Origin of the sequence: Hephaestia caeni (assembly GCF_003550065.1) — a bacterium.
Classification (GTDB): Bacteria; Pseudomonadota; Alphaproteobacteria; order Sphingomonadales; family Sphingomonadaceae; genus Sphingomonas; species Sphingomonas caeni_A.
The window spans coordinates 1,524,625-1,549,359 of record NZ_QXDC01000002.1 but is presented as its reverse complement, the minus strand read 5'-3'; the positions used below and the strand labels follow the sequence as shown (position 1 = coordinate 1,549,359).

Annotated in this window: 23 protein-coding genes and 2 tRNA genes; 14 read left to right on the top strand and 11 right to left on the bottom strand. The window is 67.3% G+C overall.

The window, feature by feature from the left end:
* Nucleotides 1–128: 128 nt before the first annotated feature.
* The gene (locus DFR49_RS07235) at nucleotides 129–563 is read left to right on the top strand and encodes a hypothetical protein (RefSeq protein ID WP_119034949.1); all 435 of its coding nucleotides are present in this window, start codon (nucleotides 129–131) and stop codon (nucleotides 561–563) included.
* Nucleotides 564–704: 141 nt separating this feature from the next.
* On the opposite strand, the gene trpE is transcribed toward DFR49_RS07235, so the two are convergent.
* Both trpE and DFR49_RS07225 read right to left on the bottom strand, forming a co-directional pair.
* Complete coding sequence (gene trpE, locus DFR49_RS07230; protein ID WP_119034948.1) at nucleotides 705–2,210, bottom strand: anthranilate synthase component I; 1,506 nt, start codon at nucleotides 2,208–2,210, stop codon at nucleotides 705–707.
* Nucleotides 2,211–2,514: 304 nt separating this feature from the next.
* Nucleotides 2,515–4,458 (bottom strand): peptidylprolyl isomerase, encoded by a 1,944-nt coding sequence (locus DFR49_RS07225; RefSeq protein WP_119034947.1) that lies wholly within the window; start codon nucleotides 4,456–4,458, stop codon nucleotides 2,515–2,517.
* Between the two features lie 233 nt (nucleotides 4,459–4,691).
* Here DFR49_RS07225 and tpiA point away from each other — a divergent pair, with 233 nt between their 5' ends.
* On the top strand, nucleotides 4,692–5,447 hold the full coding sequence (tpiA, locus tag DFR49_RS07220; RefSeq protein ID WP_119034946.1) for a triose-phosphate isomerase: 756 nt from the start codon (nucleotides 4,692–4,694) through the stop codon (nucleotides 5,445–5,447).
* A gap of 203 nt (nucleotides 5,448–5,650) precedes the next feature.
* Here the strand turns inward: tpiA and DFR49_RS07215 are convergent, their stop codons facing one another.
* The 6 genes from DFR49_RS07215 to DFR49_RS07190 all read right to left on the bottom strand — a co-directional run bounded on the left by DFR49_RS07215 (nucleotide 5,651) and on the right by DFR49_RS07190 (nucleotide 13,467).
* Entirely contained in the window at nucleotides 5,651–6,325 is a 675-nt protein-coding gene (locus DFR49_RS07215) for a CDP-alcohol phosphatidyltransferase family protein (protein ID WP_119034945.1), read from the bottom strand.
* Between the two features lie 86 nt (nucleotides 6,326–6,411).
* Entirely contained in the window at nucleotides 6,412–7,797 is a 1,386-nt protein-coding gene (locus DFR49_RS07210; RefSeq protein WP_119034944.1) for a leucyl aminopeptidase family protein, read from the bottom strand.
* 7 nt (nucleotides 7,798–7,804) lie between these two features.
* Entirely contained in the window at nucleotides 7,805–9,214 is a 1,410-nt protein-coding gene (locus DFR49_RS07205) for a serine hydrolase domain-containing protein (protein ID WP_119034943.1), read from the bottom strand.
* 55 nt (nucleotides 9,215–9,269) lie between these two features.
* On the bottom strand, nucleotides 9,270–9,851 hold the full coding sequence (locus tag DFR49_RS07200; RefSeq protein ID WP_119034942.1) for a methyltransferase family protein: 582 nt from the start codon (nucleotides 9,849–9,851) through the stop codon (nucleotides 9,270–9,272).
* A 125-nt stretch (nucleotides 9,852–9,976) separates the two neighbouring features.
* Nucleotides 9,977–11,578: a M1 family metallopeptidase gene (locus DFR49_RS07195; RefSeq protein ID WP_245968320.1), complete on the bottom strand. Its 1,602-nt coding sequence runs from the start codon at nucleotides 11,576–11,578 to the stop codon at nucleotides 9,977–9,979.
* A 164-nt stretch (nucleotides 11,579–11,742) separates the two neighbouring features.
* Entirely contained in the window at nucleotides 11,743–13,467 is a 1,725-nt protein-coding gene (locus DFR49_RS07190) for a M1 family metallopeptidase (RefSeq protein WP_119034940.1), read from the bottom strand.
* 132 nt (nucleotides 13,468–13,599) lie between these two features.
* Here DFR49_RS07190 and lon point away from each other — a divergent pair, with 132 nt between their 5' ends.
* The 3 genes from lon to DFR49_RS07175 all read left to right on the top strand — a co-directional run bounded on the left by lon (nucleotide 13,600) and on the right by DFR49_RS07175 (nucleotide 16,584).
* Entirely contained in the window at nucleotides 13,600–15,993 is a 2,394-nt protein-coding gene (gene lon, locus DFR49_RS07185; protein WP_119034939.1) for an endopeptidase La, read from the top strand.
* 142 nt (nucleotides 15,994–16,135) lie between these two features.
* Nucleotides 16,136–16,408 carry an HU family DNA-binding protein gene (locus DFR49_RS07180; RefSeq protein WP_119034938.1) on the top strand — a complete coding sequence of 91 codons (273 nt, stop codon included), beginning with the start codon at nucleotides 16,136–16,138 and terminating at the stop codon, nucleotides 16,406–16,408.
* A gap of 101 nt (nucleotides 16,409–16,509) precedes the next feature.
* Nucleotides 16,510–16,584: transfer RNA gene (locus DFR49_RS07175), tRNA-Val, on the top strand.
* A gap of 132 nt (nucleotides 16,585–16,716) precedes the next feature.
* On the opposite strand, the gene DFR49_RS07170 is transcribed toward DFR49_RS07175, so the two are convergent.
* The 3 genes from DFR49_RS07170 to DFR49_RS07160 form a co-directional block, all read right to left on the bottom strand.
* Complete coding sequence (locus DFR49_RS07170) at nucleotides 16,717–16,854, bottom strand: peptide ABC transporter permease (RefSeq protein ID WP_119034937.1); 138 nt, start codon at nucleotides 16,852–16,854, stop codon at nucleotides 16,717–16,719.
* A gap of 10 nt (nucleotides 16,855–16,864) precedes the next feature.
* Entirely contained in the window at nucleotides 16,865–17,050 is a 186-nt protein-coding gene (locus DFR49_RS07165; RefSeq protein ID WP_119034936.1) for a hypothetical protein, read from the bottom strand.
* A gap of 464 nt (nucleotides 17,051–17,514) precedes the next feature.
* A complete protein-coding gene (locus tag DFR49_RS07160; protein WP_119034935.1) occupies nucleotides 17,515–18,207 on the bottom strand; it encodes a prolyl hydroxylase family protein in 693 nt (230 codons plus the stop codon).
* 170 nt (nucleotides 18,208–18,377) lie between these two features.
* On the opposite strand from DFR49_RS07160, the gene DFR49_RS07155 reads away from it, so the two are divergent.
* From DFR49_RS07155 to DFR49_RS07120, 9 genes are all read left to right on the top strand, one after another.
* A tRNA-His gene (locus tag DFR49_RS07155) sits at nucleotides 18,378–18,454 on the top strand.
* 62 nt (nucleotides 18,455–18,516) lie between these two features.
* The gene (locus tag DFR49_RS21920; RefSeq protein WP_170150950.1) at nucleotides 18,517–19,569 is read left to right on the top strand and encodes a Glu/Leu/Phe/Val dehydrogenase family protein; all 1,053 of its coding nucleotides are present in this window, start codon (nucleotides 18,517–18,519) and stop codon (nucleotides 19,567–19,569) included.
* A gap of 313 nt (nucleotides 19,570–19,882) precedes the next feature.
* Nucleotides 19,883–20,605 (top strand): heme ABC transporter permease CcmC, encoded by a 723-nt coding sequence (ccmC, locus tag DFR49_RS07145; protein ID WP_119034933.1) that lies wholly within the window; start codon nucleotides 19,883–19,885, stop codon nucleotides 20,603–20,605.
* Entirely contained in the window at nucleotides 20,602–20,727 is a 126-nt protein-coding gene (locus tag DFR49_RS22370) for a hypothetical protein (protein ID WP_281271745.1), read from the top strand. The genes ccmC and DFR49_RS22370 overlap by 4 nt, the downstream gene beginning before the upstream one ends.
* Nucleotides 20,724–21,158, top strand: a complete 435-nt coding sequence (gene ccmE, locus DFR49_RS07140) for a cytochrome c maturation protein CcmE (RefSeq protein WP_119034932.1) — start codon at nucleotides 20,724–20,726, stop codon at nucleotides 21,156–21,158. The genes DFR49_RS22370 and ccmE overlap by 4 nt, the downstream gene beginning before the upstream one ends.
* Entirely contained in the window at nucleotides 21,155–23,164 is a 2,010-nt protein-coding gene (locus DFR49_RS07135; RefSeq protein ID WP_119034931.1) for a heme lyase CcmF/NrfE family subunit, read from the top strand. Before ccmE ends, DFR49_RS07135 begins: the two co-directional genes overlap by 4 nt.
* Nucleotides 23,161–23,688, top strand: coding sequence for a redoxin family protein (locus DFR49_RS07130; protein ID WP_119034930.1), 528 nt, complete (start codon nucleotides 23,161–23,163; stop codon nucleotides 23,686–23,688). The genes DFR49_RS07135 and DFR49_RS07130 overlap by 4 nt, the downstream gene beginning before the upstream one ends.
* Nucleotides 23,685–24,092 carry a cytochrome c-type biogenesis protein gene (locus DFR49_RS07125; protein ID WP_119034929.1) on the top strand — a complete coding sequence of 136 codons (408 nt, stop codon included), beginning with the start codon at nucleotides 23,685–23,687 and terminating at the stop codon, nucleotides 24,090–24,092. Before DFR49_RS07130 ends, DFR49_RS07125 begins: the two co-directional genes overlap by 4 nt.
* On the top strand, nucleotides 24,050–24,733 hold the full coding sequence (locus DFR49_RS07120) for a tetratricopeptide repeat protein (protein ID WP_342768461.1): 684 nt from the start codon (nucleotides 24,050–24,052) through the stop codon (nucleotides 24,731–24,733). The genes DFR49_RS07125 and DFR49_RS07120 overlap by 43 nt, the downstream gene beginning before the upstream one ends.
* Nucleotides 24,734–24,735: the final 2 nt, after the last annotated feature.

Here is a 24,735-nt window from a genome sequence, read left to right as displayed (position 1 = left end):
GCTTTGCGAGCGGCCCCGTGCCATTTGTTGGGGCGCTGCCTTGGTTTGGCCGCGAAGGCGCACCAGATGAGGGCTGTTCAGCCCGGAGCAATCAGGCTGGACAGACGTTGACCCCCGGGAGATTGCTCATGTTCGGTTCGCTTGCTGCCCTCGCGCTGATCGCCGCGCCCGCGATCGGCGTCGCGCAGGAAACGCCACAGGCGACGCCGACCGGCGATGGCCAGCAGGGCACGCCGCCCGAAAAAATCCGCAACGTCACCGTTTATGGCGACGAACCGTGCCCCAAGGCCGAGGACGGCGAAGTGGTGGTGTGCAGCCGCCGCGACGCCGACGAACAATTCCGCATCCCGCAGGAATTGCGCGAGACGCATTACAGCCCCGCGAAGAACAGTTGGGTCAACAAGGCGCAGGTGGTCGACGACGTGAGCCGCACCGCGGGCGGATTGCCCGACACCTGCTCGCCGGTGGGCACCGGCGGGCAGACGGGGTGCTTCATGCAGGCCGGGCGCGCCGCCGCGGCCGAGAAGCGCGAGCGCAAGCGGGCGGCGGAATCGATTCCGTAGGAAGCGGCTTGGCTGCGAGCCACTTTCCGTTCGTGCTGAGCTTGTCGAAGCACCGTTCTTTCTTTCAGCGCGAGAGAAAGAGAAGAAGAACGGCCCTTCGACAAGCTCAGGGCGAACGGAAGTAGCGGTTCGGCGCGGGGGTTACTGGCCGAAATCGGGCTCCGATGCGCGGGCGATGGCTTCGCGGGCGGCGGCGAGGAGGGCGCCAGCCTTGGCCTGGCATTCGCGCTGTTCGTAGGCGGGATCGCTATCGGCGACGATGCCCGCGCCGGCCTGAACGTGCATGACGCCGTCCTTCACGATCGCCGTCCTGAGCACGATGCACGAATCCATCGAGCCGTCGGGCGAGAAATAGCCGACGCCGCCCGCGTAGGCGCCGCGCACCTCGGGTTCCAGCTCGGCGATGATCTGGCACGCGCGGACCTTGGGCGCGCCCGAGACGGTGCCCGCCGGGAAGCCGGCGAACAGCGCGTCGAGCGCGTCCTTCGCGGGATCGAGCCGGCCGACGACGTTCGAGACGATGTGCATGACGTGGCTGTAGAATTCGATGCCGTAGCTGTCGGTGACGCGGACGCTGCCGGCCGCCGCCACGCGGCCGACATCGTTGCGGCCGAGATCGAGCAGCATCAGATGCTCGGCACGCTCCTTGGGATCGGCGAGCAGGCTCGTGCGGTTGGCCTCGTCCTCGCTCGCGGTCTTGCCGCGCGGGCGAGTGCCGGCGATCGGGCGGATCGTGATTTCGCCGTCGCGCACGCGCACGAGGATCTCGGGGCTCGAGCCGGTGAGCGCGAAGCCGGGCAGATCGAGATGATAGAGAAAGGGGGAGGGGTTCACGCGACGCAGCGCGCGGTACAGCTCGAACGGCGGCAACGCGAACGGCGCGGTGAAGCGCTGCGCGAGCACGACCTGAAAGATGTCGCCGGCGACGATATAGTCCTGCGCGGCGGCGACCATCTCGGCATAGCGGCCGGGCGGAAGCTGGGGCGCGAGATCGAGTGTCACTGCCTCGGTGCGCGCGGGCGGCGGCAGATCGGCGGCGGCGAGGCGGTGCTGCGCGGCCTCGATCCGATCGCGCGCGGCGGCGATCAGCGCGTCGGGATCGCGGCCTGCGGTGGGCCAGACGGGGGCGACCACGAACAGCGCGTCGCTCAGCCGGTCGAAGATCAGGATCACCGTGGGGCGCACGAACATCATGTCGGGCAAGCCGAGCGGATCGGCGGCGGGGCGCGGCAGATCCTCGACCAGCCCGATCGTCTCATACCCGAAATAACCGACGAGGCACGCGAGTGCGGGCGGAAGCTCGGCGGGGACGTCCATCCGGCACGATGCGACGAGCGCGCGCAACGCGTCGAGCGTGGGCTGGGGGCAGGGCGCGAAGGCATCGCGATCGGCGAGCCAGCGCGGGTTGATCGCGGCCTGGTCGCCGGCTGCGCGAAACACCAGATCGGGGGCGAGGCCGAGCAGGCTGTAGCGGCCGCGCACCGCGCCGCCTTCGACCGATTCGAGCAGGAAATCGCCGCGCCCCGGCTCGATCAGCTTGAGCGCCGCGGCGACCGGGGTCTGGCGGTCCTCGACCGTGCGCTGCCAGATGAGCGCGGGGCGACCGGCGACGAGCGCGGCGCGGGCGGCGGGGGTGCCGTCGATCATGGTCGGGGGCTCATGCTCATCCGTTCGTGCTGAGGGTTTGTTTGAGAAATCGCGGAAGAGCGATTTCCGAAGCGGTACCGGCCCACTCCCCCACGGGGTCCCCACAAAGTATTACTTTGTGGGGCTACACCCCCACCCGGCCACCCATCAGGATACACTCGTGGGTGGCCGGGTGGGGGAGTGGGCCGGTGCCGCCATGCGTCGCAAGACGCATTCCCAAACAGGCTCTCAGCTTGTCGAAGCACTGCTTTCCTTCGTCGAACAAGAGCGGCCCTTCGACAAGCTCAGGGCGAACGGAGGGAGGTTATTGCGTGTCTTGGCCGGTCAGCGCGGCGCGGACGTCGGCGATCGCCTTGGCGTTGCGCTGGACACCGACATGGCGGCGCACCGATTCGGCGAACTGCTCGGCATATTCGGCGCCGACCTGACGCGAGAGATCGGCGCGCGCGGCGTTGATGACGTCATCATGCCCCTTGGGATCGGCGCGTTCGATCTTGTCGAGCACGACGACGAAATAGCCGCGGCCACCGGGCGCTTCGAGCTGCTTGGCCTTGTGTTCGGCCATCGCGAACATCAGCGCGAGCGGCGGCGGGGCGCCGTCGCGGTTCTGGAGCAATTGCGCGCGGGTCGCGCCGAGCGGTTCGGCCGGGGGCAGCTTGACGCCCGCTTCGCCCAGCGCCTTGGCCAGCGTTTCGCCCTTGTTGATCTTGGCGACGATCGCCGTCGCGATGGTGCGGGCGGCACGGCGCGCGCGATCGGCCTCGAAATCGGCGACGACGCGATCGTGGATCTCGGCGAGCGGCCGGGGCGCGGCGGCGACGATCTTTTCGAGCGCGGCCACCGCGAAGCCGCCGTCCTGACCGACGGCGACGATCTGCGGCGCATCGCCTTCCTGCGCGTCGAAGCCGGCGGCGACGACCTGCGACAAGGCCGGATCGGGCTTGCTCGTGGGATCGAGCGGATCGACGCCGGTGACGGCGAGCGGGGGAGTCGTCTGCCCGGTGAGCTTCTTGTCGGCGGCGATCTCGGCGAAGGTGGCGCCGCCGACGATCGCCTCGTCGATCGAATCGCGCAGATCGGCCATCGCTTCCTGCGATTTCGTCGTGGTGAGTTCGCCGACCAGCGTGTCGCGCGCCTCGGCGAGCGTCTTGCCGGGAACACTGGTGATCTTTTCGACGCGCGCGATCGCGAAACCAAGCGGCGTCTGGACCGGCCCGACCACCGCGCCCTGCGCCGCCGCGAACGCGGCATCGGCCGCGCCCGCCGACGCCGATTTGGCGTAATCCTGCTTTTCGACATCGGTGATCGTCGAGGCTTCGAGCCCGGCGGCGCGCGCGGCGGCGTCGATCGCGGTACCCGAGGCGACCTTTTTGGCGAGCGCATCGGCAGCGGCGCGATCGGCAACGATGACCTGCTTCAGCGTGCGCGTTTCCTTCGCCGCGAAACGATCCTTCTGCTGGCTATAGGCCTGCGCGATCTCGGCATCGCTGGGTTTCGCGGCATCGGCGACGCGATCGGGCATGACGACCGCGTAGCGGATCACGCGCCGTTCGGGGACGGTGTAGCGCGCGGTTTCGTGGCTGTAGAAGGTCGCGATCTCGGCATCGGTCGGCGCCTTGCCCGCCGCCATCGCGGCCGCGGGAACGAAGCCGACATGGCCTTGCCGCTTTTCGAGCAGCAACGCCGCATAGGGCAGCGCGACCTGCATCGGAATCTGGCTGGCGCCGACCGTCGGCACGATGAGCTGGCGCGCGACGATCTCACGCGTCATATCCGCGCGCAGCGCCGCATCGGTCAGCCGCTGCTGCGCGAGCACGCTCTTGTAGATTTCCGGGCTGAACTTGCCGTCCGGGCCCTGGAGCGAGGGGATGCTGGCGATCTGCCCGTCGACGAGGCGCTTGCTGACGCGCATGCCCTGGCTTTCGGCGAATTTTTGGAATGCCACCCCATCGATCAGCCGCGACAGCGAGCCTTCGATCCCGCCGCCCTCGACGAAGCTGACGATATCGAGCGAGGGCTGCTGCTGCCGATAATTCTGCAAATCCTGCTGGACGCCGTCGCGCAGCGCGGTTTCGCCGATGCTGGTGCCGCCGACGGTCGCGACCGTCGTTGGCGTCATCCCGCCGCTGCTGGGGGTGATTCCCATCATGTCGCCCGCCGCAAAGGCGATCGCGATCACGCCGAGCACGATGAACGTGATCACCAGGCCGATCTTGGAACCGGTGATTTTGCGGATAATGCCGAGCATGCCTGACCGATCGTTGGAGAAGCGAAAGGGCCGCTTTACGGGCGGAGCAAGCCCGCTTCAAGCTTGCGTGCGCGGGCGGCGTTGTTAGAGGCGTCTTAGCCGGACCAAATCCGGGCGCGGCGCCGGCCCTCTCCCCCACCCGGCCACCCACTAGGATAATCGCATTGGGTGGCCGGGTGGGGGAGAGGGCCGGCGCCGCTCGTCCGGCAGGACGCAAAGGTGGAGGGTGATCGATGACGCGGCGTAAATTTGTGGCGGCGAACTGGAAGATGAACGGGCTGCGCGCCGACCTGCCCGAAATCGAGGGTATCGCCGCGGCGGCCGCCGCGCACGATGGGGTCGATGTCGCGGTGTGCGTGCCGTTCACGCTGATCGAGGCGGCGGCGCGGGTGGCGCCGGGGCTGCCGATCGGCGCGCAGGATTGCCACGACGCCGATTGGGGCGCGCACACCGGCTGCGTCGCCGCGCCGATGCTGGTCGAGGCCGGCGCGCGCACGGTGATCGTCGGCCATAGCGAGCGCCGCGGCGACCAGAACGAGACCAGCCAGGACGCCTGGGGCAAGGCCGCCGCCGCGCATCGCCACGGGCTGAACGTCATCCTGTGCTGCGGCGAAACCGAGGCCGAGCGCGACGCCGGCCGCGCCGAGCGCGTGGTGCAGGCGCAGATCGAGAAATCGGTGCCCGACGATGCGGCGGCGCGCTGGTTCACGCTCGCCTATGAGCCGCGCTGGGCGATCGGGACGGGGCGGACGCCGACGCTGGAGGAGATTTCGTCGATCCACGCGATCGCGCGCGCCAAGTTAAGGCAATTGGTGGGCGACGAGGCGCGGGGCATCCGCATCCTCTATGGCGGATCGGTGACCGGGGCCAATGCGGGCGCGATCCTGTCCGCGCCCGATGTCGACGGCGCGCTGGTCGGCGGCGCGAGTTTGACGGCGGCGAAGTTCGTGCCGATCATCGAGGCGGCGGCGGGGTGCCGGGCGGAGTGAGGAGAAACGCATCGATTACCGTCATGCCAGCGAAGGCTGGCACCCATGACTCTATCCGCGAGAGATAGACCCCAGCCTTCGCTGGGGTGACGAAACCGGGGGGCGACGTCTTCCAAGAGCGCCAGCGTTCACGGCTCATCGGCCCCCGGAACCCCTGGCTGTGCAGGGGCATGCAAGCCCGAGGCGACGGATGGAGGAAAGCCTCAGCGGCGGTCGACGTTGGCGAGGTGGCGGCCGGTGGCGATTGTCTGGATGACGAACAGCGCGATCAGGATCGTGCCGACGCCGCCGATGAGCAGATCGTAGCCCGAATAGTCGCCAAGCACGTCGGCCGCCTTGCCCTGGACGTACATCGCGATCGTGAGCGCGATCAGCAGCACGCGCAGCTCGGTGGGGCCGGCAGCGAGGTATGACAGCTTGAGTTCGCCGATCACGCGCGCCGACAGGAAGGCGTGGATCGAGAGCAGAAGATAGCCCGCGAGTGCGATCAGCGCGATATCCATCGTCACGAACGGGCTGAGGCCCATGCCGGCGAGGATCAGCAGCACCGCCAGCCCATCGCAGCTATGATCGATGAAATAGCCGTAGGACGGGCGCTCGATATGGCGGAAACGCGCGAGGCTGCCGTCGAGCGAGTCGCCGAGCCACTGGACGACATAGCCGCCGAGCGCGACGAACAGCCATTCGGCGGAGAAGGTGCTGAGCGCGTACCCGAGGAAGATAGCGACCGCCCCGACCATCCCCGTCACCGTGAGTTTGTCGGGCGTCACCCAGGCGGGCAGATGCGCGCACAGCCAGGTGAGGAGGCGACGTTCCGACCGGGCGAGGACATTCTGCTGGATCCGCGCCAGAGCCGGGTTTTCGGGGGATGGAGTCATGGCGCCTTATCGGCGCGTTGGGACAAGCGAGCAATCCCCGTGTAATACCCGTGTAATATTTGCGCTCGCGCGATCGATCGGCGCGATCAGCCGTAGCGCCGGCGAAGCAGCTCCCATGCTGCGCGCAGGCCGTAGGCGTCGCCGCCCTTGGGGCGGCCGGGCCGGGCAGCCGGTCGCCACGCGAACGTATCGAAATGCGCCCAGAGCGCGCCCTCGGGCACGAAGCGACGCAGGAACAGGGCGGCGGTGACCGCGCCAGCCATCCCGCCTTCGGGGGCGTTCACCATATCGGCGATGTCTGATTTGAGCATTTCGTCATAGCCGTCCCACAAGGGCATCCGCCACAAGGGATCGTGAACCGCGGTGCCCGCCGCGACCAGATCGGCGGCGAGCGCGTCGTCGTTGACGAAGGTCGCGGGGAGATCGGGGCCGAGCGCGACGCGCGCCGCGCCGGTGAGGGTCGCGAAATCAAGGATCAGTTCGGGCGCGGACTCACCCGCTTTGGCGAGCGCGTCGCCGAGGATCAGCCGGCCTTCGGCGTCGGTGTTGGTGTTCTCGACCGTCAGCCCTTTTCGCGAGCGGAGCACGTCGCCGGGGCGAAAGGCATTGCCCGCGATCGCATTCTCGACCGTGGGGATGACGAGGTGGAGGCGGACCTTGAGATGGTTCGCCATGACCAGCCCAGCGAGCGCGAGCGCATGCGCCGCGCCGCCCATATCCTTCTTCATCAGCTTCATCGATGCGGCGGGCTTGATGTCGAGCCCGCCCGAATCGAACACCACGCCCTTGCCGACGATGGCGACGCGGGGCGCATCGGCCGGCCCCCATTCGAGTTCGACGAGGCGCGGCTCGCGACCCTTGGCGGCGGCTTTCCCAACCGCGTGGATCATCGGATAGCCCTTGACCAGTGCGTCGCCGTGGGTGGTGGTAACGGTGGCGCCGTGCGCCTTCGCCAGATCCCCGACGGCGGCTTCGATCTCCGCCGGGCCGAGATCGGCGGCCGGAGTATCGACGAGATCGCGGACGCGCGCGGTCGCCTCGGCGAGGCGGACGGCATCGGCGATCGCGGCCGGATTGGAGGTGAGCAGGACGCGCGCGCCGGTATCGCCCTCGGGCGTGCGGTAGCGGGTGAAGCGATGCTGCGCGAGCAGCCAGCCGAGCGCGGCGGCGCCGGGATCGCCGGCGGCGAGGCGGTAGGTGCCCTCGGGCAGTGCCCTGGCGCGCGAGGCGATCCGCCAGGGCGAGCTTTCGGCTTCGTTACAGACGAGCAGCGCCGACCAGTCCTCGGCATTGTCGCCGGGCAGGATCGCGGCGTTGCCGGGCTTGCCGGTGAGGCGGTTGGCGGCCGCGATCGCGCGGACGCGCGGCGGCTGGTGGGCGAGCCAATCGGCCCAATCGTCAGGGTGGACGACGTGGAGCGTGCGGGCGGGCTGGCTCTTGTCGGGCTGGAGGAGGGCGGCGAAATCGGTCATCGGGATATCAACTCATGGGGGCGACGAGGAACTGCTCGTACCGGCCGTTCTCGCCGGGTTCGGCATAGGTGCTGACCGAAAGCTTCCGGTCGGGATAGGTGACGGTGTAGCCACGATAGACGAAGCCGCCGCGCAGCTTGGGGCTGCCGCGCGGCTCGAAGCTGACGGGTTCGCCGAGCGCGGAGAGGCTGGTCTGATAATCCTTCTGCGCCTCGTCGGTGAAATAGTAATTGGCATCCTCGGTCATCAGCGTGCGATCGAGCGTGCCGGTGACGAGCTGGTCGTAGACCTTGCGCGCTTCGGCGGTCTTGACGGTTTCGTCGGTGTCGGCGGCGGCGTTCGCGATGGCGGGGAAGGCGGTCTTGACGATCCCTTGCGTGATCGTGAGGAACGCGTTCGAGAAATCGCTGTTGACGAACACGACGACCGCCGCCTTGTCTTTGGGAAAGACGATGTTTTCCGAGAGGAAGCCGACCGCTTCGCCGCTGTGTTCGACATAGGCATGGCCGTTCTTCTCACCGACGTCGACACCGAGGCCGTAGCCGGTATCCTTGCCGTTCGTGAGCAGGATCGCGGTTTCCTGCGCGGCCCAATCGTCGGCGGGGAGCACGGTGCGGTCGATGCGGGCGATATCCCATTTGGCGAGGTCGCTCGCAGTCATCGCCAGTTCGCCCGCGGCGTAGAGCCAGCCGGGCGCGGCGGGCTTTTCCGGGCGCACCGGGCCGAGCGCGTAGCGATGATAGCCGACCGGATAGCCCTTGCCGATCGCGAGATCCTGGTTGATCGGGTGCATGTCGAGCTTCGAGAAGATGTGCGCCTTCAGGAAATCGAGCAGCTTCGTGCCCGAGACCTTTTCGACGATCATGCCCGCGACGACGTAACCCGTGTTCGAATATTGCCACTGGGTGCCCGGCGGGAAATCGAGCGGCTTCTTCGCCCAGCGATCGACGATCTGCTGCGGGGTGACGGGATGTTCCATCGCGGCGAAGCTGTAATCCTGCGGCCAGTAATCCTGGAGGCCGGAGGTGTGACTGAGAAGCTGGCGGATCGTGATGTGATCCCCTTGCGTGATGCCGGGGACGTATTTGCTCACGGGATCGTCGAGGGTGAGCTTGCCCTGATCCTCGAGCAGCAGCAGCGCGGCGGCGGTGAACTGCTTCGAGATCGAGGCGATCTGATAGGGCACGTCGGTGCGTGCTTGCGCGATGTCGAGCGATTGCTTGCCCCACGCTTTGGTGAAGACGATTTTCCCGCCGCGCACGATCGCGACCGAGGCCGACGGGACGCCGGTATCGGCGAGCGTCGTGGTGACGAGCGTGTCGATCTGTTGCGATTCTTCGGCCGTCAGCGCCTGCGCGAACGCGGGGACCGAGACGAACAGCGCCAGCGCGGCGACGGCGGAGCGGAACGGCTTCATGGAATTTCCCCGGATCAGAAACTGTCGTGGCGCGAGCATAGGAGGCTCGCGGGCCTCAGAACAGCCCCGGCACAAAGCGGCGCACGCGCGCGGCATAGGCATCGTAATCGGCGCCGAACATGGTGCGCAGCAGCGCCTCCTCGACCATGATCCGCTGCCAGGTGCCGAGCGCGTAGAGCGGAATCGCGACGATCAGCCGCGGCCAGGTGCCAAGGCCGATCGCGATCGCCAGCATGAACAGGAATAACGCGACGTAGATCGGGTGGCGGACATGGGCGAAGGGGCCGGTGGTGACGAGTTGGTGATCGGCGCGGGTGCGCGCGACGATGCTCCAGTTCCGGCCCATCGTGCGCGACGCCCAGACGAACAGGCCGACGGTGGCCGCCATCAGCAGCGCGACGGCCGCCGCCTGAAGCAAGGCGCGCGCGCCGAGCGGATCGAGCGTCGGGGTCCACGCCGCGCCCGCGACGATGGCGATCGCGATGCCCTGAATGACGATGCCGAGGATCGAGCGGAGCGATTGCCGGTGCTTTGCTTCCGGCGCGCGCCGCAACCAGGCGGCGATCAGGGCGACGAGGAACGCGACAAACCCGAGCGCGAGGGCGGCGAGCGCGGGGAGGCCGGTGGGGGTGGTCATGCCGACCGTGGCGCCTCAACCGTCATGCCGGGTTTGTTCCGGCATCCAACTATCCACCAGCGCTTGCGTTCGTGGCACGTTGGACCCCGGAACAAGTCCGGGGTGACGCATCGTTTGCCGCAACATCATTCCTTCTTCGCCGCCGCCGCGCGCTTGGCCATCTGCGCTTTCATATACGCCTGATAACGATCGATCGCGTCGTTCTGCTTGAGGATGCGGTCCCACGGATCGAGTACGACGTGCGCGTTTGCGGGGACGGCGAGCGTGCCGGTGCCTCCCGTCATCGGCAATTTGGTGACCTTGCCATCGACCTGGACCTCGACCGGCATCGGGAAGGGCAGGTTCGCCGGCGCCTGCCAGGTAAGCGTGAGTTGGTCGCCGCGCCGCTGCTGGACCAGCTTCGGCAGTGCCGCCTGTTTGAGATAGACGTCGAAGAACCAGCCGTAATCCTTGCCCGTCACCTTCTTCACGTTGGCGATATATTCTTGCGTGGAGCCGAAGCGCGGCTTGAAATTGCCGGGCCGTGGATCGGGACGGCCATAGACTTCGAGCGTCGTCACCTGCTTGAAGGCATCGTCGCCGATGAGGTTGCGGAGCGTGTGGAGCATCCACGCGCCCTTCATGTAGATGTCCTGGCCGGGGCCGCCCTTGTCGGCTTCGTACACTTCCTCCTCGGTGCGCAGTTTGCCCGAGACGATCGGCGCCTGATTCATGATGTTGTTGCGCTGGCCGAGCATCATCGCGGCATAGCGCGCCTCGCCCTCGCGCCAGCGGCCGTAGAAGGGCTGCATGTAGCTCTCATAACCCTCGTGGAGCCAGTAATCGTCCCAATTGGCGGCGGTGAGCTGGTTGCCGAACCATTCGTGGCCGAATTCGTGCTGGAACAGCCAGTCGAACCCCTCGGGCGCCTTGGCATATTCGTTGCCATAGGCGTTGATCGTCTGGTGCTCCATGCCCTTGTGCGGCGTTTCGACCACGCCGACCTTCTCGTCGCCGAACGGATAGGGGCCGACGACGCTTTCGTAGAAATCGAGCGTCGGCGCGAATTCGGCGAACAGTTCCTTCGCCTGCTGCTCCTCGCCCGGGAGATACCAATAGAACATCGGAATCTCGTTGCCGAAGCGGCTTTTGTAGGTGCCCGAAATCTCCTCATACGGGCCGATGTTGAGCGCGACGCTATAGGGATTGGGGCTCTTGGCGCTCCAGTTCCAGGTGGTGCGGCCGTCGGGAAGCGTGTCGACGCCGACGAGCACGCCGTTGGCGGGCGCCTTCAGCCCCTTGGGCACGGTGATGTGGAGATCGACGCGGCCCGGCTCGCCTTTCGGAAAATCGAGGCACGGCCAGAACAGGTCGCAACCATAGCCTTCGGCAGTGCTCGCGATCCACGGGCGGCCGTCGGGGGTTTGGGACCAGACCATGCCGTCGTCCCACGGCGCGCGCACCGCGACGTGCGGGGTGCCGCCATAGGTGATGGTCGTGGTCACCGTGCCGCCCTTGGCGATCGGCCTCGGCAGCGCGATCGTGAGCTGGCCGTCGGGGTTGGACCAGGCCGAGGCGGGCAGCGCCTTGCCGTCGATCGCGATTCCCTGCGGCCCCAGATTGGTGTCGAGATCGATCACCAGCCTTGCCAGCGGCGCGGTGGCGGTGAACGTGAGCGTCGCGACGCCCTTCAACTGCCGCATCTCGGGCAGCACCTCGATCGCGAGGTCGGCGACGTCGAAGCGCATCGCCTGCTGCTCGGGCGGCCGCTCGCCGCCCGATATTTCGGTCTGCGCGCTGATCGGCGGCTCGCCCTTTTCGGGCAGCGCCTGCGCGCTCGCAGCGGTGGCGACCGCGAGGAGCGAGGCGGCGAGGAGCGAGGCGGCGAGGAGGAATGTGGGCGTACGATGCACTAGTCGGCCTTTCGCTTTTCCATCTGGGCATTCCGCCATGCCCGGAAGGCGTCGACGGTATCGGACTGCTTGAGGATCTTCGCGCCCGGATCGGCGAGGACGTGGACGCCCGCCGGAACGGTGAGGCTGCCGGTGCCGTCCGTCATCGGCAGCGTCTCGATGGTGTCGCCGACGCGGACCTCGAGCGGCATCGGGAAGGGCTTGCCGTGCGGCGCCTGCCAGGTGAAGGTCACCTTGTCGCCGGCGCGGGTTTCGACCAGTTCGGGCAGCGCGGCATCATAGATGTAGACGTCGAACAGCCACTGATAATCCGTGCCCGAGGTCTGCTTCACGAAGCGGACGAAATCGGGCGTCGCGCGCGATGTCTGTTGATAATTGCCCGGCTTCGGATCGGTGCGATCGTAGACGAGCAGGCGCACGGCATCGAAGAAGGCCTTGTCGCCGATCAGGTTCCTGAGCGTGTGGAGCGTCCACGCGCCCTTGGTATAGATGTCGCCGCCGCGGCCCGGATCCCGGACGTACACGTCCTCGGCGGTCTGCGGCTTGCCGCGCACCAGCGGCGCCTCCGCGCTGATACCCTGGCGCGATTGCGCGAGCATCCCCGTATAGGCCCACTCGCCGTCGAGCCAGTCGCCGTAGAGCGGCTGCATGTAGGCCGCGAAGCCTTCGTGGAGCCAGAAATCGTCCCAGTTCGCCGCGGTCATCTGGTTGGCGAACCATTCGTGGGAAAATTCGTGTTGGAAGAGATTGTCGAAGCCGTAGGGCGATTTCGCGTATTCGTTGCCGTACGCGTTGATCGTCATGTGCTCCATGCCCTTGTGCGGGGTTTCGACCACGCCGAGCTTCTGGTCGCCGAAGGGGTAGGGGCCGATCACGCTTTCGAAGAAATCGAGCGTCTTGGGAAATTCGGCGAACAGTTCCTTCGCCTGTTGTTCCTCGCCCGGCAGATACCAATAGAACATCGGAATCTCGTTGCCGAAGCGGCTTTTGTAGGTGTCCGAGATCTGTTCGTACGGGCCGACGTTGAGCGCGATGCCGTAGAGCGTGGGGTGCTTCACGCTCCAGTTCCAGGTGGTGCGGCCGTCGGGAAGCGTCTGCTTGCCCTTGAACACGCCGTTCGAGGGCGCGACCAGCCCGGCGGGCACGGTGATGTGGAGATCGATCCGATCGGGCTCGTAGGTCGGATAATCGATGCACGGCCAGAACATGTCGCAGCCTTCCATCTGGACCGCGGTCGCGACCCAGGGCTGGCCGCCGGGGGTCTTCGCCCAGACGAAGCCGCCGTCCCACGGCGCGCGGACCGCGACGTGCGGGGTGCCGGCGTAGGTGATCCTGGCGGAAACCTTGCCGCCTGTGGGCACCGTCTTGCCGAGTTCGATCGTCATCCGGCCTTCGGGGTTCGACCACGCGCCTTTGGCGAGCGGCTTGCCGTCGATCGCGATCGCCGAGACGGGCAGGTTGCGATCGAGATCGATCACGAGGCGCGAGACGGGGCTTTCCGCGGTGAAGTTGAGCGTCGCGACGCCGGCGATCGCCTCGCGATCGGGGAACACCTCGAAACTGAGATCGGCGGTGTCGAAGCGAACCGCTTTCTGTTCGGGCGCAAGCGGGCCGCCCGAGGACGCGGTCTGCGCGGTGATCGGCGGCTGGTCCTTTTCGGCGGCGAGCGCGGGTGTGGTGGCGGCCAGCGCGAGCAGCGAGGCGGCGGCAAGGCGTGCGATCATCGGTCCCCCCTTTGATATGTCGGCCTTTATGGCTTCCGCGTGGGGATGAAGTCCAGCAGGCGATTGATGGCGGCAGCACGCTTCCCATATAAGCGGCGAGGAGCGCCCCGGTCGGGCGCCATTGGAGTGTTCATGACCCAGCGTTTCCCCGTTCTGCCGCTGCGCGACATCGTGGTTTTCCCGAACATGATCGTGCCGTTGTTCGTCGGTCGTGACAAATCGGTCGCCGCGCTCGAGGCGGCGATGGAGGCCGACAAGGAGATTTTCCTCGTTGCGCAGCTCGACCCGGCCGAGGACGATCCCGAGCGCGACGACCTGTACGACATGGGCGTCAGCGCGACCGTGCTCCAGTTGCTCAAGCTGCCCGACGGCACGGTGCGCGTGCTCGTCGAGGGCAAGCAGCGCGGCTCGCTGGAGGCGATCGAGCAGGCCGGCACCCATCTGACGGCGACGGTCGCGCTGATCGACGACGCCGAGGCCGAGGGAACCGAAGTGGCCGCGCTGATGCGCTCGGTGGTCGACCAGTTCGAGAATTATGCCAAGCTCAACCGCAAGCTGCCCGCCGAGACCGCGGTGCAACTGAGCGAGATCGACGATGCTTCGCGGCTTGCCGACGCGGTAGCGGGCAACATCTCGATCAAGGTCGCCGACAAGCAGGCGCTGCTCGTCGAGCGCGACCCGGCCAAGCGGCTGGAGATGGCCTATGCCTTCATGGAAGGCGAATTGGGCGTCCTCCAGGTCGAGAAGAAGATCAAGGGTCGCGTCAAGCGCCAGATGGAAAAGACGCAGCGTGAATATTACCTCAACGAACAGTTGAAGGCGATCCAGCGCGAACTGGGCAACGAGGGCGAGGAAGAAGGCGACGAGATCGCCGAGCTGACGGGCAAGATCGCCAAATTGAAGCTCTCCAAGGAAGCGCGCGCCAAGGCGACCGCCGAATTGAAGAAATTGAAGACGATGGCGCCGATGTCGGCCGAGGCCACCGTCGTGCGCAATTATCTCGACGTGCTGCTGGGGCTGCCGTGGGGCAAGAAATCGAAGCTCAAGAAGGATATCGCCATCGCGCAGGAGGTGCTCGACGAGGACCATTATGCGCTCGAGAAGGTCAAGGACCGGATCGTCGAATATCTGGCCGTGCAGGCGCGCACCAACAAGCTCAAAGGCCCGATCCTGTGCCTCGTCGGCCCGCCGGGGGTGGGTAAGACGAGCCTCGGCAAGTCGATCGCGCGCGCGACGGGTCGCGAGTTCGTGCGGCAATCGCTGGGCGGGGTGCGCGACGAGGCCGAGATCCGCGGTCACCGCCGGACCTATATCGGCTCGCTGCCGGGCAAGATCGTCAGCAACCTGCGCAAGGCGGGGACGAGCAATCCGCTGTTTCTGCTCGACGAGATCGACAAGCTGGGCCAGGATTTTCGCGGCGATCCGGCGTCGGCGCTGCTCGAAGTGCTCGATCCCGAACAGAACAACAAGTTCCAGGATCACTATCTGGAGGTCGATATCGACCTGTCGGACGTGATGTTCGTGACCACTGCGAACACCTTGAACCTGCCGCAGCCGCTGCTCGACCGGATGGAGATCATCCGGCTGGAGGGCTATACCGAGGACGAGAAGGTCGAGATCGCCGAGCGGCACCTGCTCGCCAAGCAGATCGAGGCGCATGGGCTGAAGGAAGGCGAGTTCACGCTCACCACCGAGGGGCTGCGCGCGCTGATCCAGTTCTACACCCGCGAGGCGGGGGTGCGCACGCTCGAACGCGAGATCGCCAAGCTGGCGCGCAAGGCGCTGCGCAGGATCCTCGAAGGCAAGGCGGAGAGCGTGACGATCACGCCCGAGAACCTCGGCGAGTTCGCGGGGGTGCGCAAATATCGCTACGGGCTGTCGGAGGAAGAAAACCAGATCGGCGCGGTCACCGGGCTCGCCTGGACCGAGGTCGGCGGCGAATTACTGACGATCGAGAGCGTGACGGTGCCCGGCAAGGGCCAGGCCAAGACCACCGGCAAGCTGGGCGACGTGATGAAGGAATCGGTCGAGGCCGCGTTCAGCTTCATCAAGGCGCGCAGCCCGAGCTATGGCATCAAGCCGAGCCTGTTCAACCGCAAGGACGTCCACATCCACCTGCCCGAAGGCGCGGTGCCCAAGGACGGGCCGTCGGCCGGGATCGGGATCGTGACCTCGATCGTCTCGACGTTGACCGGGGTGCCGGTGCGGCGCGAGATCGCGATGACGGGCGAGGTGACGCTGCGCGGGCGCGTGCTGCCGATCGGTGGCTTGAAGGAGAAGCTGCTCGCGGCATTGCGCGGGGGCATCGAGACGGTGCTGATCCCCGAGGAGAACGAGAAGGACCTCGTTGAGCTGCCGCAGAACATCAAGGACGGGCTCAAAATCATCCCCGTCGGCCATGTCGACGAGGTGTTGCGACTCGCATTGACCGCGCCGATCGAGGCGATCGATTGGACCGATGCGGATGAACTTGCGGCCCAGCCACCCGCCGGAACCCCGGGGATCGGCGGCGAAATGCACCATTGAGCGGCATAATCACCGGAATTTGGGACGACTTGCCCCGGATTCCGGCGATTTCCCTTTGACTCGGGCCGGTCGAATGGCCTTACTGCGCCACCGGCTTAGGCCGCGATTCCTTTTTTGACCATCAAACGGGGGTTCCCAGGGAATGAACAAGCAAGAACTGATCGGCGCCGTGGCCGATGCGTCGGGTCTCGGCAAAGGCGACGCCAGCAAAGCGGTCGAGGCCGTGTTCGATTCGATTTCGGGTGCGCTCAAGAAGGGCGACGAGGTTCGCCTGGTCGGCTTCGGCACCTTCTCGGTTTCGAAGCGCAAGGCATCGACGGGCCGCAATCCGCGCACCGGCGAGCCGATGACGATCAAGGCATCGACCCAGCCCAAGTTCAAGGCGGGCAAGGGCCTGAAGGACGCGGTCAACTAAAAGACCGTTACGCCATTGGCAGGCGGTCTGGACAAGTGCCGGCCGCCTGCTAAAGGGCTGCGAACGCGAAGCGGCGGCGTGATCCGCCGCTTTGTCGTTTCGGGCGCGTAGCTCAGTGGTAGAGCACTGTGTTCACACCGCAGGGGTCGCTGGTTCAATCCCAGCCGCGCCCACCATCCAAGGCTTCGAATTGACTGGATTTTCCAGTTGGTTCGGAGCCTTTGATTTTGGAAGCCGGTTGCGTCGGATCGGACAAGCTCAGGGCGAACGGGTCGGGGTCTGACACTCGTGTGCTGATGGCCCGTGTTCTAAACGATTGCCACCGCGACGAGCGCCAGCGCTACCAGCCCGGCGATGAAGATCAGCCGCCGGCGGCGCGTGCGCAGGATGATGGTGCCGCCACGCGCCTGCCGCGCCGTCAGATGGACCGGAGGGTCGTCGGGCATGGACGTCTCCTCAGTCGGCGACCGGCTGTTCGAGCCTGGGTTCGGCCGCGTCTTCGCCGGTGACGACGACCATATCGACGGGGACATATTCGTGCGGACCGGCATGATGCCTGGGCGCGCGGCAGATGCAGTTCGGCGGATCGTGGGGGCGGCGCAGGCAATCGCGCGCGGCATCGAGCACGAGCAATGTGATCATGGCCGCGGCCCGCGGTGGTGAAGGCGCCGGTATGCGGCCATCGGATGTCTCTCCTGCGACGCCCCCGATGCCCGCTGACGCGCCCCCGCGGCGCGCGATCGATTTCCATTAGAGCCTGATGATTTTAAGTCGAACCGCTCCCCAAACCCGTTCGTCCCCGGACTTGATCCGGGGTTGTCGAAGCACCGCACTTCATGGCGCAAGCGATTAACGAGCCCATCGCAGAACGGCCCTTCGACAAGCTCAGGGCGAACGGATCAACCTAAAGTCATCGCACTCTAGCACATCGGGCGATCGGATGGACGATGATGTGGCTTAGCTGTGCCTCAACGACGATCAGCCGTGGTTTTCGAAGCGGTGCTGGCCCGCTCCCCACCCGGCCTCCCAACGGCAGTATTCTATAGGTGGCCGGGTGAGGAGCGGATCGGCGCCGCAATGCGCCGACAGGCGCATCCGAAACGCGCTCAGGCGTCGGGTTCGGTGCGCGGGCGGGGCCAGGGGCGTTCGCGGAACCATTTGGTGATGATGTACTTGGTGCCGCTGCGCACCTTCATCCCGTGATGGAGCGTGGCCGGATTGAGCAGACCGTCGGGCCGGCGGTTGTTCCAGGCGAGCAGCTTGCCGGTTTCGGGCTGGATGGTCTTGTCGATCGCCTTGAAGCGGGTGGCGCCCCCGGCACCGGGCTGGTTCAGGTAGATCATCACCGTCCAGGTACGGTTGCCGGTGTGGCGGCAATGGATCTTATAGTCCTCGCCGCCGGGCTCGAAATAATCGGTGTGCGCCTTGAATTCCTGGCCGACCGCGTAGCGCTGCCCCTGGACCGGCTCGCCGTACGCGCGATCGAGCCCGGTGAACGCCGAGATCAGCGCCTCGACGCGATCGATCACCGGATCGGCCGAATCGAGATCGCACGTCTCGCTGGTGCGAAACGCAGTGTCGCCGTTGGCGTCGGCGATCGTCGAGGGACGGCGGCGGGCGTCGATCCGGTCGATCACCGCGGCGCAGGTTTCGGGATCGAGAAAGCCGCGCCTGGCGAACAGCGTCAGTTTGGGGGTCGGAACGCGCTGGATCGCGGGCTGGGCGCGCAGCGTTTCGAGGACGTGATCGGCGGGCAGGCCGGAGCCGGGATCGGCGACGCGGGCGGGCGGCGTGGACATGCGCCATCTGTGCCAAAATTCGCGATCGATCGCCAGCGCCGATGCGGGTATCGGGGAGCATGAGGCGCGTGGTCTCGTGCCACCTCCCCTTGCGGGGGAGGATCGACGCGGGCAGGGTGCGTGGCGCTTGACGCTGGGGCGGTCGCGCCGCTAGGGGCCACGCGATCACGGCGACCGTAGTTCAATTGGTTAGAGCGCCGGCTTGTGATGCCGGAAGTTGCGGGTTCAAGTCCCGTCGGTCGCCCCATTATCGCTCAGGGTCGGCGTCGCCGATTGCCGCCCCGTCGAAGGCCCCATCGAAGGAGAGCCATGACCGCGAGCTGGGGCTTCCCCGATTTCGATGCGCACGAAGGCGTTCACCTGTTCACCGATCCGGCCTCGGGGCTGAGCGCGATCATCGCGATCCATTCGACCGCGCTCGGCCCGGCGGCAGGCGGCGTGCGCTTCTGGCATTATGCCGATTCGGACGATGCGATCACCGATGCGCTGCGATTGTCGCGCGGGATGAGCTTCAAGAATGCGATGGCGGGGCTGGCGCTCGGCGGCGGCAAGGGCGTGGTGCTGGCAGCCAGGCCGGGCGAGACGATCAGCGAGGCGCAGTTGAAGGCGTTCGGGCGCGCGGTCGATTCGCTCGGCGGGCGTTACGTGACCGCCGAGGATGTCGGCATGTCCGAAGCGCGGATGAAGGTGATCGCCGGTGAGACGCGGTACGTCTCCGGCCTGCCAGTCGCGAGCGGTGCCGCGGGCGGCGATCCGGGGCCGTATACCGCGCGCGGCATCTATCTGGGCGTCAAGGCGGCCGCCAAGCGTGGGCTCGGCGCGGACGACATGAAGGGGGTTCATGTCGCGATCCAGGGCGTCGGCTCGGTCGGTGGCGGGCTGGCGCGGCTGCTCGCGAAGGACGGGGCGAGGCTGACGCTTGCCGACGTCGACGCCGACAAGGCGATGGCGCTTGCCGAAGAATTGGGCGCGGAGACGGTCGACGCCGCCGAGGTGCTGGCGCTGGAGGCCGATATCGTCAGCCCCAACGCGCTGGGTGCGATCCTGACCGAGCGGACGATTCCCCGGCTCAGGACCACGGTGATCGCGGGGGGCGCCAACAACCAGCTCGCGACGATTGCCGACGGCCAGCGGTTGTTCGAGCGCGGCATTCTCTATGCGCCCGATTATGTGATCAACGCGGGCGGGATCATCAACGTCGGGCTCGAATATCTGGGACATGGCGACGAGGCCGAGGTGATGGCGCGGATCGACAAAATTCCCGAACGGCTGACCGAGGTGTGGGACGAAAGCCTGCGCGCCGGCCGGCCGGCGTCCGAGGTCGCCGACGCGATCGCCGAGCGGCTGATCGGGCGGGGGTAGGAATCACCCTCGACTCCGTCGCCCTGAACTTGTTTGGCGACTATCCCCTTCAGATACGTACTTTCATTCACCACCCCGGCGAAGGCCGGGGTCCAGCATCGGGCGGCGCGCACCTGGGGCCCGGCCTTCGCCGGGGTGGGAAGAGGGGGTAATTCGGCGCTTACGTATCCGAAGGGGATGAACGCCAATTTGTTTCAGGGTCCATCGTGCAGCGGGCAACGTCGATGCGAACGGCAGAATGGATGCTGAAACAAGTTCAGCATGACGGCAAGTGATGGTGGATTCGCGCTCGGCGATCCCCTAACGATCGGCGGTGCCCGTGCTCCACGCCCTTGCCAACCCGACGCGGTTCCTGAAGATCGCGCGGCCGTTGACGCCAATCCTGTTATGGCTCGGCGTCGCGCTGTTCGCGGTCGGCGCGTGGGGCGGGCTGATGCGGACGCCGCCCGATTACCTTCAGGGCGAGACGGTGCGGATCATGTATATCCATGTGCCGACCGCGTGGCTCGGCATGGGCGGCTGGAGCGGGATCGCGATTTCGAGCATCGTCTTTCTCGTCTGGCGGCATCCGCTGGCGAGCGTCGCGGCGCGCGCGATCGCGGTGCCGGGCGCGGTGTTCGCAGCGCTGTGCCTCGTTACCGGATCGATCTGGGGACGGCCGACCTGGGGGACGTGGTGGCAATGGGACGGGCGGCTGACCTCGATGCTGCTGCTGTTCTTCGTCTATCTCGCCTATATCGCGCTGGCGCGCGCCGATCATGACCGCGGCGGCGACGGGCGTATTCCGGCGATCTTCGGGATTGCGGGCACGGTGCTGCTGCCGATCATCCGCTATTCGGTCACCTGGTGGAACACGTTGCACCAGGGGCAGAGCATCGGGCTGACCGGCTCGACGATCGATTCGGCGATCCTGTGGCCGCTGTTCTGGACGCTCGCGGGGGCGAGCCTGTTCTTCGCGGGCGTGGTGTTGATGCGAATGCGCGCACTGGTGGCGGCGCAGCGCGTCGAGGCGCGATTGCGGCGGCTCGCGGTATGACCCACTGGGGCTTCGTCGCGGCCGCTTACGGCGTGACGCTGACCGCCGCAGCGGTGCTCGCGCTGGCGAGCTGGCGCGCGATGGTGACGGCCGAACGCGCGGTCGAGGATCTGCGGCGATGAAGGCCAAGCATCAGCGACTGGTGCTCGTGCTGCTCGCGCTGGTCGCGGTGCTGGGCGCGAGCGGGCTCGCGCTCTCCGCGCTCAAGGATCAGGCGGCGTTCTTCTATGCGCCGGGCGATGTGGCGCGCGACGGCCTGCCGCTCGGCAAGCATGTGCGGCTGGGCGGGATGGTCGAAAAGGGATCGATCGCGCGACAGGCGGACGGGGTGTCGATCGCCTTCGTCGTCACCGATGGCGTGGCCAAGGTGCCGGTGCGTTTCCGCGGCGTCGTGCCCGACCTGTTCAAGGAGGATTCGGGCGTGGTCGCCGAAGGGCAGTTCCAGTCCGACGGCAGCTTCGTCGCCGACAATCTGCTCGCCAAGCATGACGAGAAGTACATGCCGCCGCAGGTCGCGGGAGCGATGCACGAGACCAAGTCGCTCGAGCCATGATCGCCGAAGCCGGTCTTGCCGCCTTGTGGTTCGCCGCAGCGCTGGCGCTGTTGCAGCTCGTGCTGGCGGCGATGGGCGTGCGGGCGACGCGTGCTCCTGCGGAAGCAGGAGCCCAGGCCCCCGAGGACGGCGCTCGTGACTCCTGGACTCCCGCTTTCGCGGGAGAACGGGGGGTGGCGGATCAGCTTCTTGCGGCGGTCCGGCCGGTGGCGGTGGTGCAAGGTGCTCTCGCAGTGCTGGCGATGGGGTTGCTGATCGCGCTGTTCCTGCGCAGCGATATGTCCGTCCTGCTGGTCGCGCAGAACAGCCACACCGCCAAGCCGTGGCTGTATAAATTCGCGGGCGCGTGGGGCAACCATGAAGGCTCGATGCTGCTGTGGGTGACGATCCTGGGCGCGGCGGGTGCGGCGGTGGCGCTGCTCGAAAAGCGGTTGCCGCCGGCGACGCTGATCGCGACATTGGGCGCGCAGGCCGCGATCGCGCTGGGTTTCTACGCCTTCCTGCTGTTTTCCTCGAACCCGTTCGCGCGGCTGCTGCCGGCGCCGGCGGACGGCAACGGGCTCAATCCGCTGTTGCAGGACCCTGGTTTGGCGTTCCATCCGCCGACGCTCTACGCGGGCTATGTCGGGCTGTCGGTGGCGTTTTCGTTCGCGGTCGGCGCGATGGTGACGCGCGACGTGGGGCCGGCATTCGCGCGGGCGATGCGGCCGTGGGTGCTGGGGGCGTGGATTTTCCTGACGCTGGGGATCACTGCGGGCAGTTATTGGGCCTATTACGAGCTTGGCTGGGGCGGCTGGTGGTTCTGGGATCCGGTGGAGAATGCGTCGCTGATGCCGTGGCTGGCGGCGACCGCGCTGCTCCATTCGGTGACCGTGCTGGCGACGCGCGACGGCCTGCGCGCGTGGACGGTGATGCTCGCGGTGGTCGCCTTCTCGATGTCGATGGTGGGGACGTTCCTCGTCCGGTCGGGGGTGTTGACGAGCGTGCATGCTTTTGCGCTCGATCCGACGCGCGGCGAGTTCATCCTTGCGCTGCTGACGCTCTATATCGGTGGGGCGTTGGCGCTGTTCGCGCTGCGGGTGGGGACGATCCGCGCGGGCGCGACGTTCGAGCCGGTGAGCCGCGAGGGCGCGCTCGTCATCAACAACCTGCTGCTGTCGGTGATCCTCGCGGTCGTGCTGATCGGGACGCTTTACCCGATCGTCGCGGCGGGGATGGGGGTGCAGCTTTCGGTCGGCGCGCCGTTTTTCGACAAGACCGCGGGGCCGATCGCGCTCGCCCTGGTCGCGGTGATGGCGGCGGGGCCGCTGATCCGCTGGCGGCGCGACCGCGCTGGCGCGGTGGCGCGGCGGGTGGCGGTGCCGGGAATCGTGACGGTCGCGGTGCTGGGAATCGTGCTGGTGGCGGTGCCCGGCATCCGGGTGCTGCCGCTGTTGGGCCTCGGCTTTGCGGCCGGGCTCGCGGTGGCGAGCGTGGCGCCGCTGTGGGGCCGGGCGCTCGGGCGGACGCCGCTGTTCACCTGGGGGATGGTGATCGCGCATCTCGGGATCGCGGTGAGCCTTGCGGGCATGGCGTGCGATAGCGCGTTCACCAAGGAAACGCTGGTGGCCGCGCGCGTCGGCGAGCCGCATCGCGTCGGGCCGTTCAGCGTGACGCTGGAAGGAATCCGCCCCGTCGTCGGCGACAATTGGTCGGCGCTCGAGGCTAAGCTCGTCGCGCGGCGCGGCGAAGGCGCGCCGTTCGTGCTGCGCCCGCAATCGCGCTTCTTTTCCGCGCCGCCGACGGTGACGAGCGAATCGGCGATCGCGACGCGGCTCGACGGACAGCTTTATACCGTGCTCGGGCAAGCCGATGATCAGGGCCGCTGGCAATTGCGGTTGTGGTGGAAGCCGTTCGTGACGCTGATCTGGCTTGGCGGCGCGCTGATCGCGCTGGGGGGCCTGTTGTCGCTGCTCGGGCGGCTGGTGCGCGAAGGCCGCGTGGCGCGGCGCGAGGAGGAGGCATGAGGAAGGCGCTGATCTGGCTGCCGTTCGTTGCCTTTGTCGGCGTGCTTGCGGTGGTGGCGATCGGGCTGTTCCGGCCCGCCGATCGCGATGTGCGGTCGGCGCTGGTCGGCCACGAATTGCCCGAATTTGCGTTGCCTGCGATGGTCGAGGGCGTGCCGGGCGTCGACAAGGCGCGCTTCACGCAAGGCACGCCGCGGCTGCTCAACGTCTTTGCGAGTTGGTGCATTCCCTGCATCGCCGAATCGCCGCAACTGATGCGGCTGAAGGCGATGGGCGTGCCGATCGAGGGCGTCGCGGTGCGCGATACGCCGGAGAATACCGGCATTTTTCTGCGCCGCTACGGCAATCCGTTCGTGGGCGTCGGCGACGATCGTGACGGGCGGCTGCAACTCGCGATCGGATCGTCGGGGGTGCCCGAAAGCTATGTGATCGACGGCAAGGGCCGGATCGTGCTCCAGCATATCGGCGACATCCGGGCCGAGGATGTCGAGACGATCGCCGCCGCCGTGCGGGGTGCGCGATGAAGCGGTTGGTGGCCCTCGCGCTGCTGGTCGCAGCGCCTGCGTTTGCCGACACGCCGCTGCCGCCCGCGGCGATGGCCGACACGCAGCTTCCCGATCCGAGGCAGGAGGCCAAGGCCAAGGCGCTGATGGACGAGTTGCGCTGTGTCGTGTGCCAGGGACAGGCGATCGCCGACAGCGATGCCGACATGGCGGGGCAGATGCGCGCGCTGGTGCGCGAACGGATCGCGCAGGGCGAGAGCCCGGACCAGATCCGCGATTGGCTGATCGACCGGTATGGCGCTTATATCACCTATGATCCGCCGATGAGCGCGGTGACGGCGCCGCTGTGGCTGGCGCCGATCGTGCTGCTGCTGGCAGGGGTGTGGATCGCGCGTGCGAGCTTCAAGCAGCGGAGGCGGCGCTGATGGGCTGGGTGTGGCTGATCGTGATCGGTGCGGGGACAGCGGGGGCGCTGGCGCTGCTCGGTGTCGGGCGCGGCTTGTGGTCGCTGGTGGGCGCGGCGCTGATGCTCGGCGCGACCGGCTATGCGCTGCAAGGTCGGCCCGGTGAAGCGGGCAGCCCGGCCGAGGCCGATGCCCAGCGGATCGAGATCGATCCCGGCATCGTCAAGCTGCGCGGCGCGATGATGGGCAACTTCACCGCCGAAACCCCGTATCTGGCGGCTTCCGATGCGATGATCCGGTCGGGCGCACCCGATGCCGGTGCCGCGGTGATGCTCGCCGGCATCCGCAAGATGCCGAGGGATATGGTGCTGTGGACGGGGCTGGGCGACGCGCTGGCGCAGCATGACGGCGGGGTAGTGTCGCCCGCGTCGCTATTCGCTTTTCGGCGTGCGATGGCGTTGGCGCCGAAGCATCCGGCACCGCCTTTCTTTCTCGGGCTCGCTTATGTGCGCGCGGGCGAGTTCGCCGAAGCGCGGCCTTATTGGGCGCGCGCGCTCGACCTGACGCCCGGGGATGCAAGCTATCGCCCCGAGATCGCGGTGCGCCTGATGTTGCTCGATCGCTTTCTGGCGGTGGCGAACGGCGAGCCGCCACCCGAATAGGG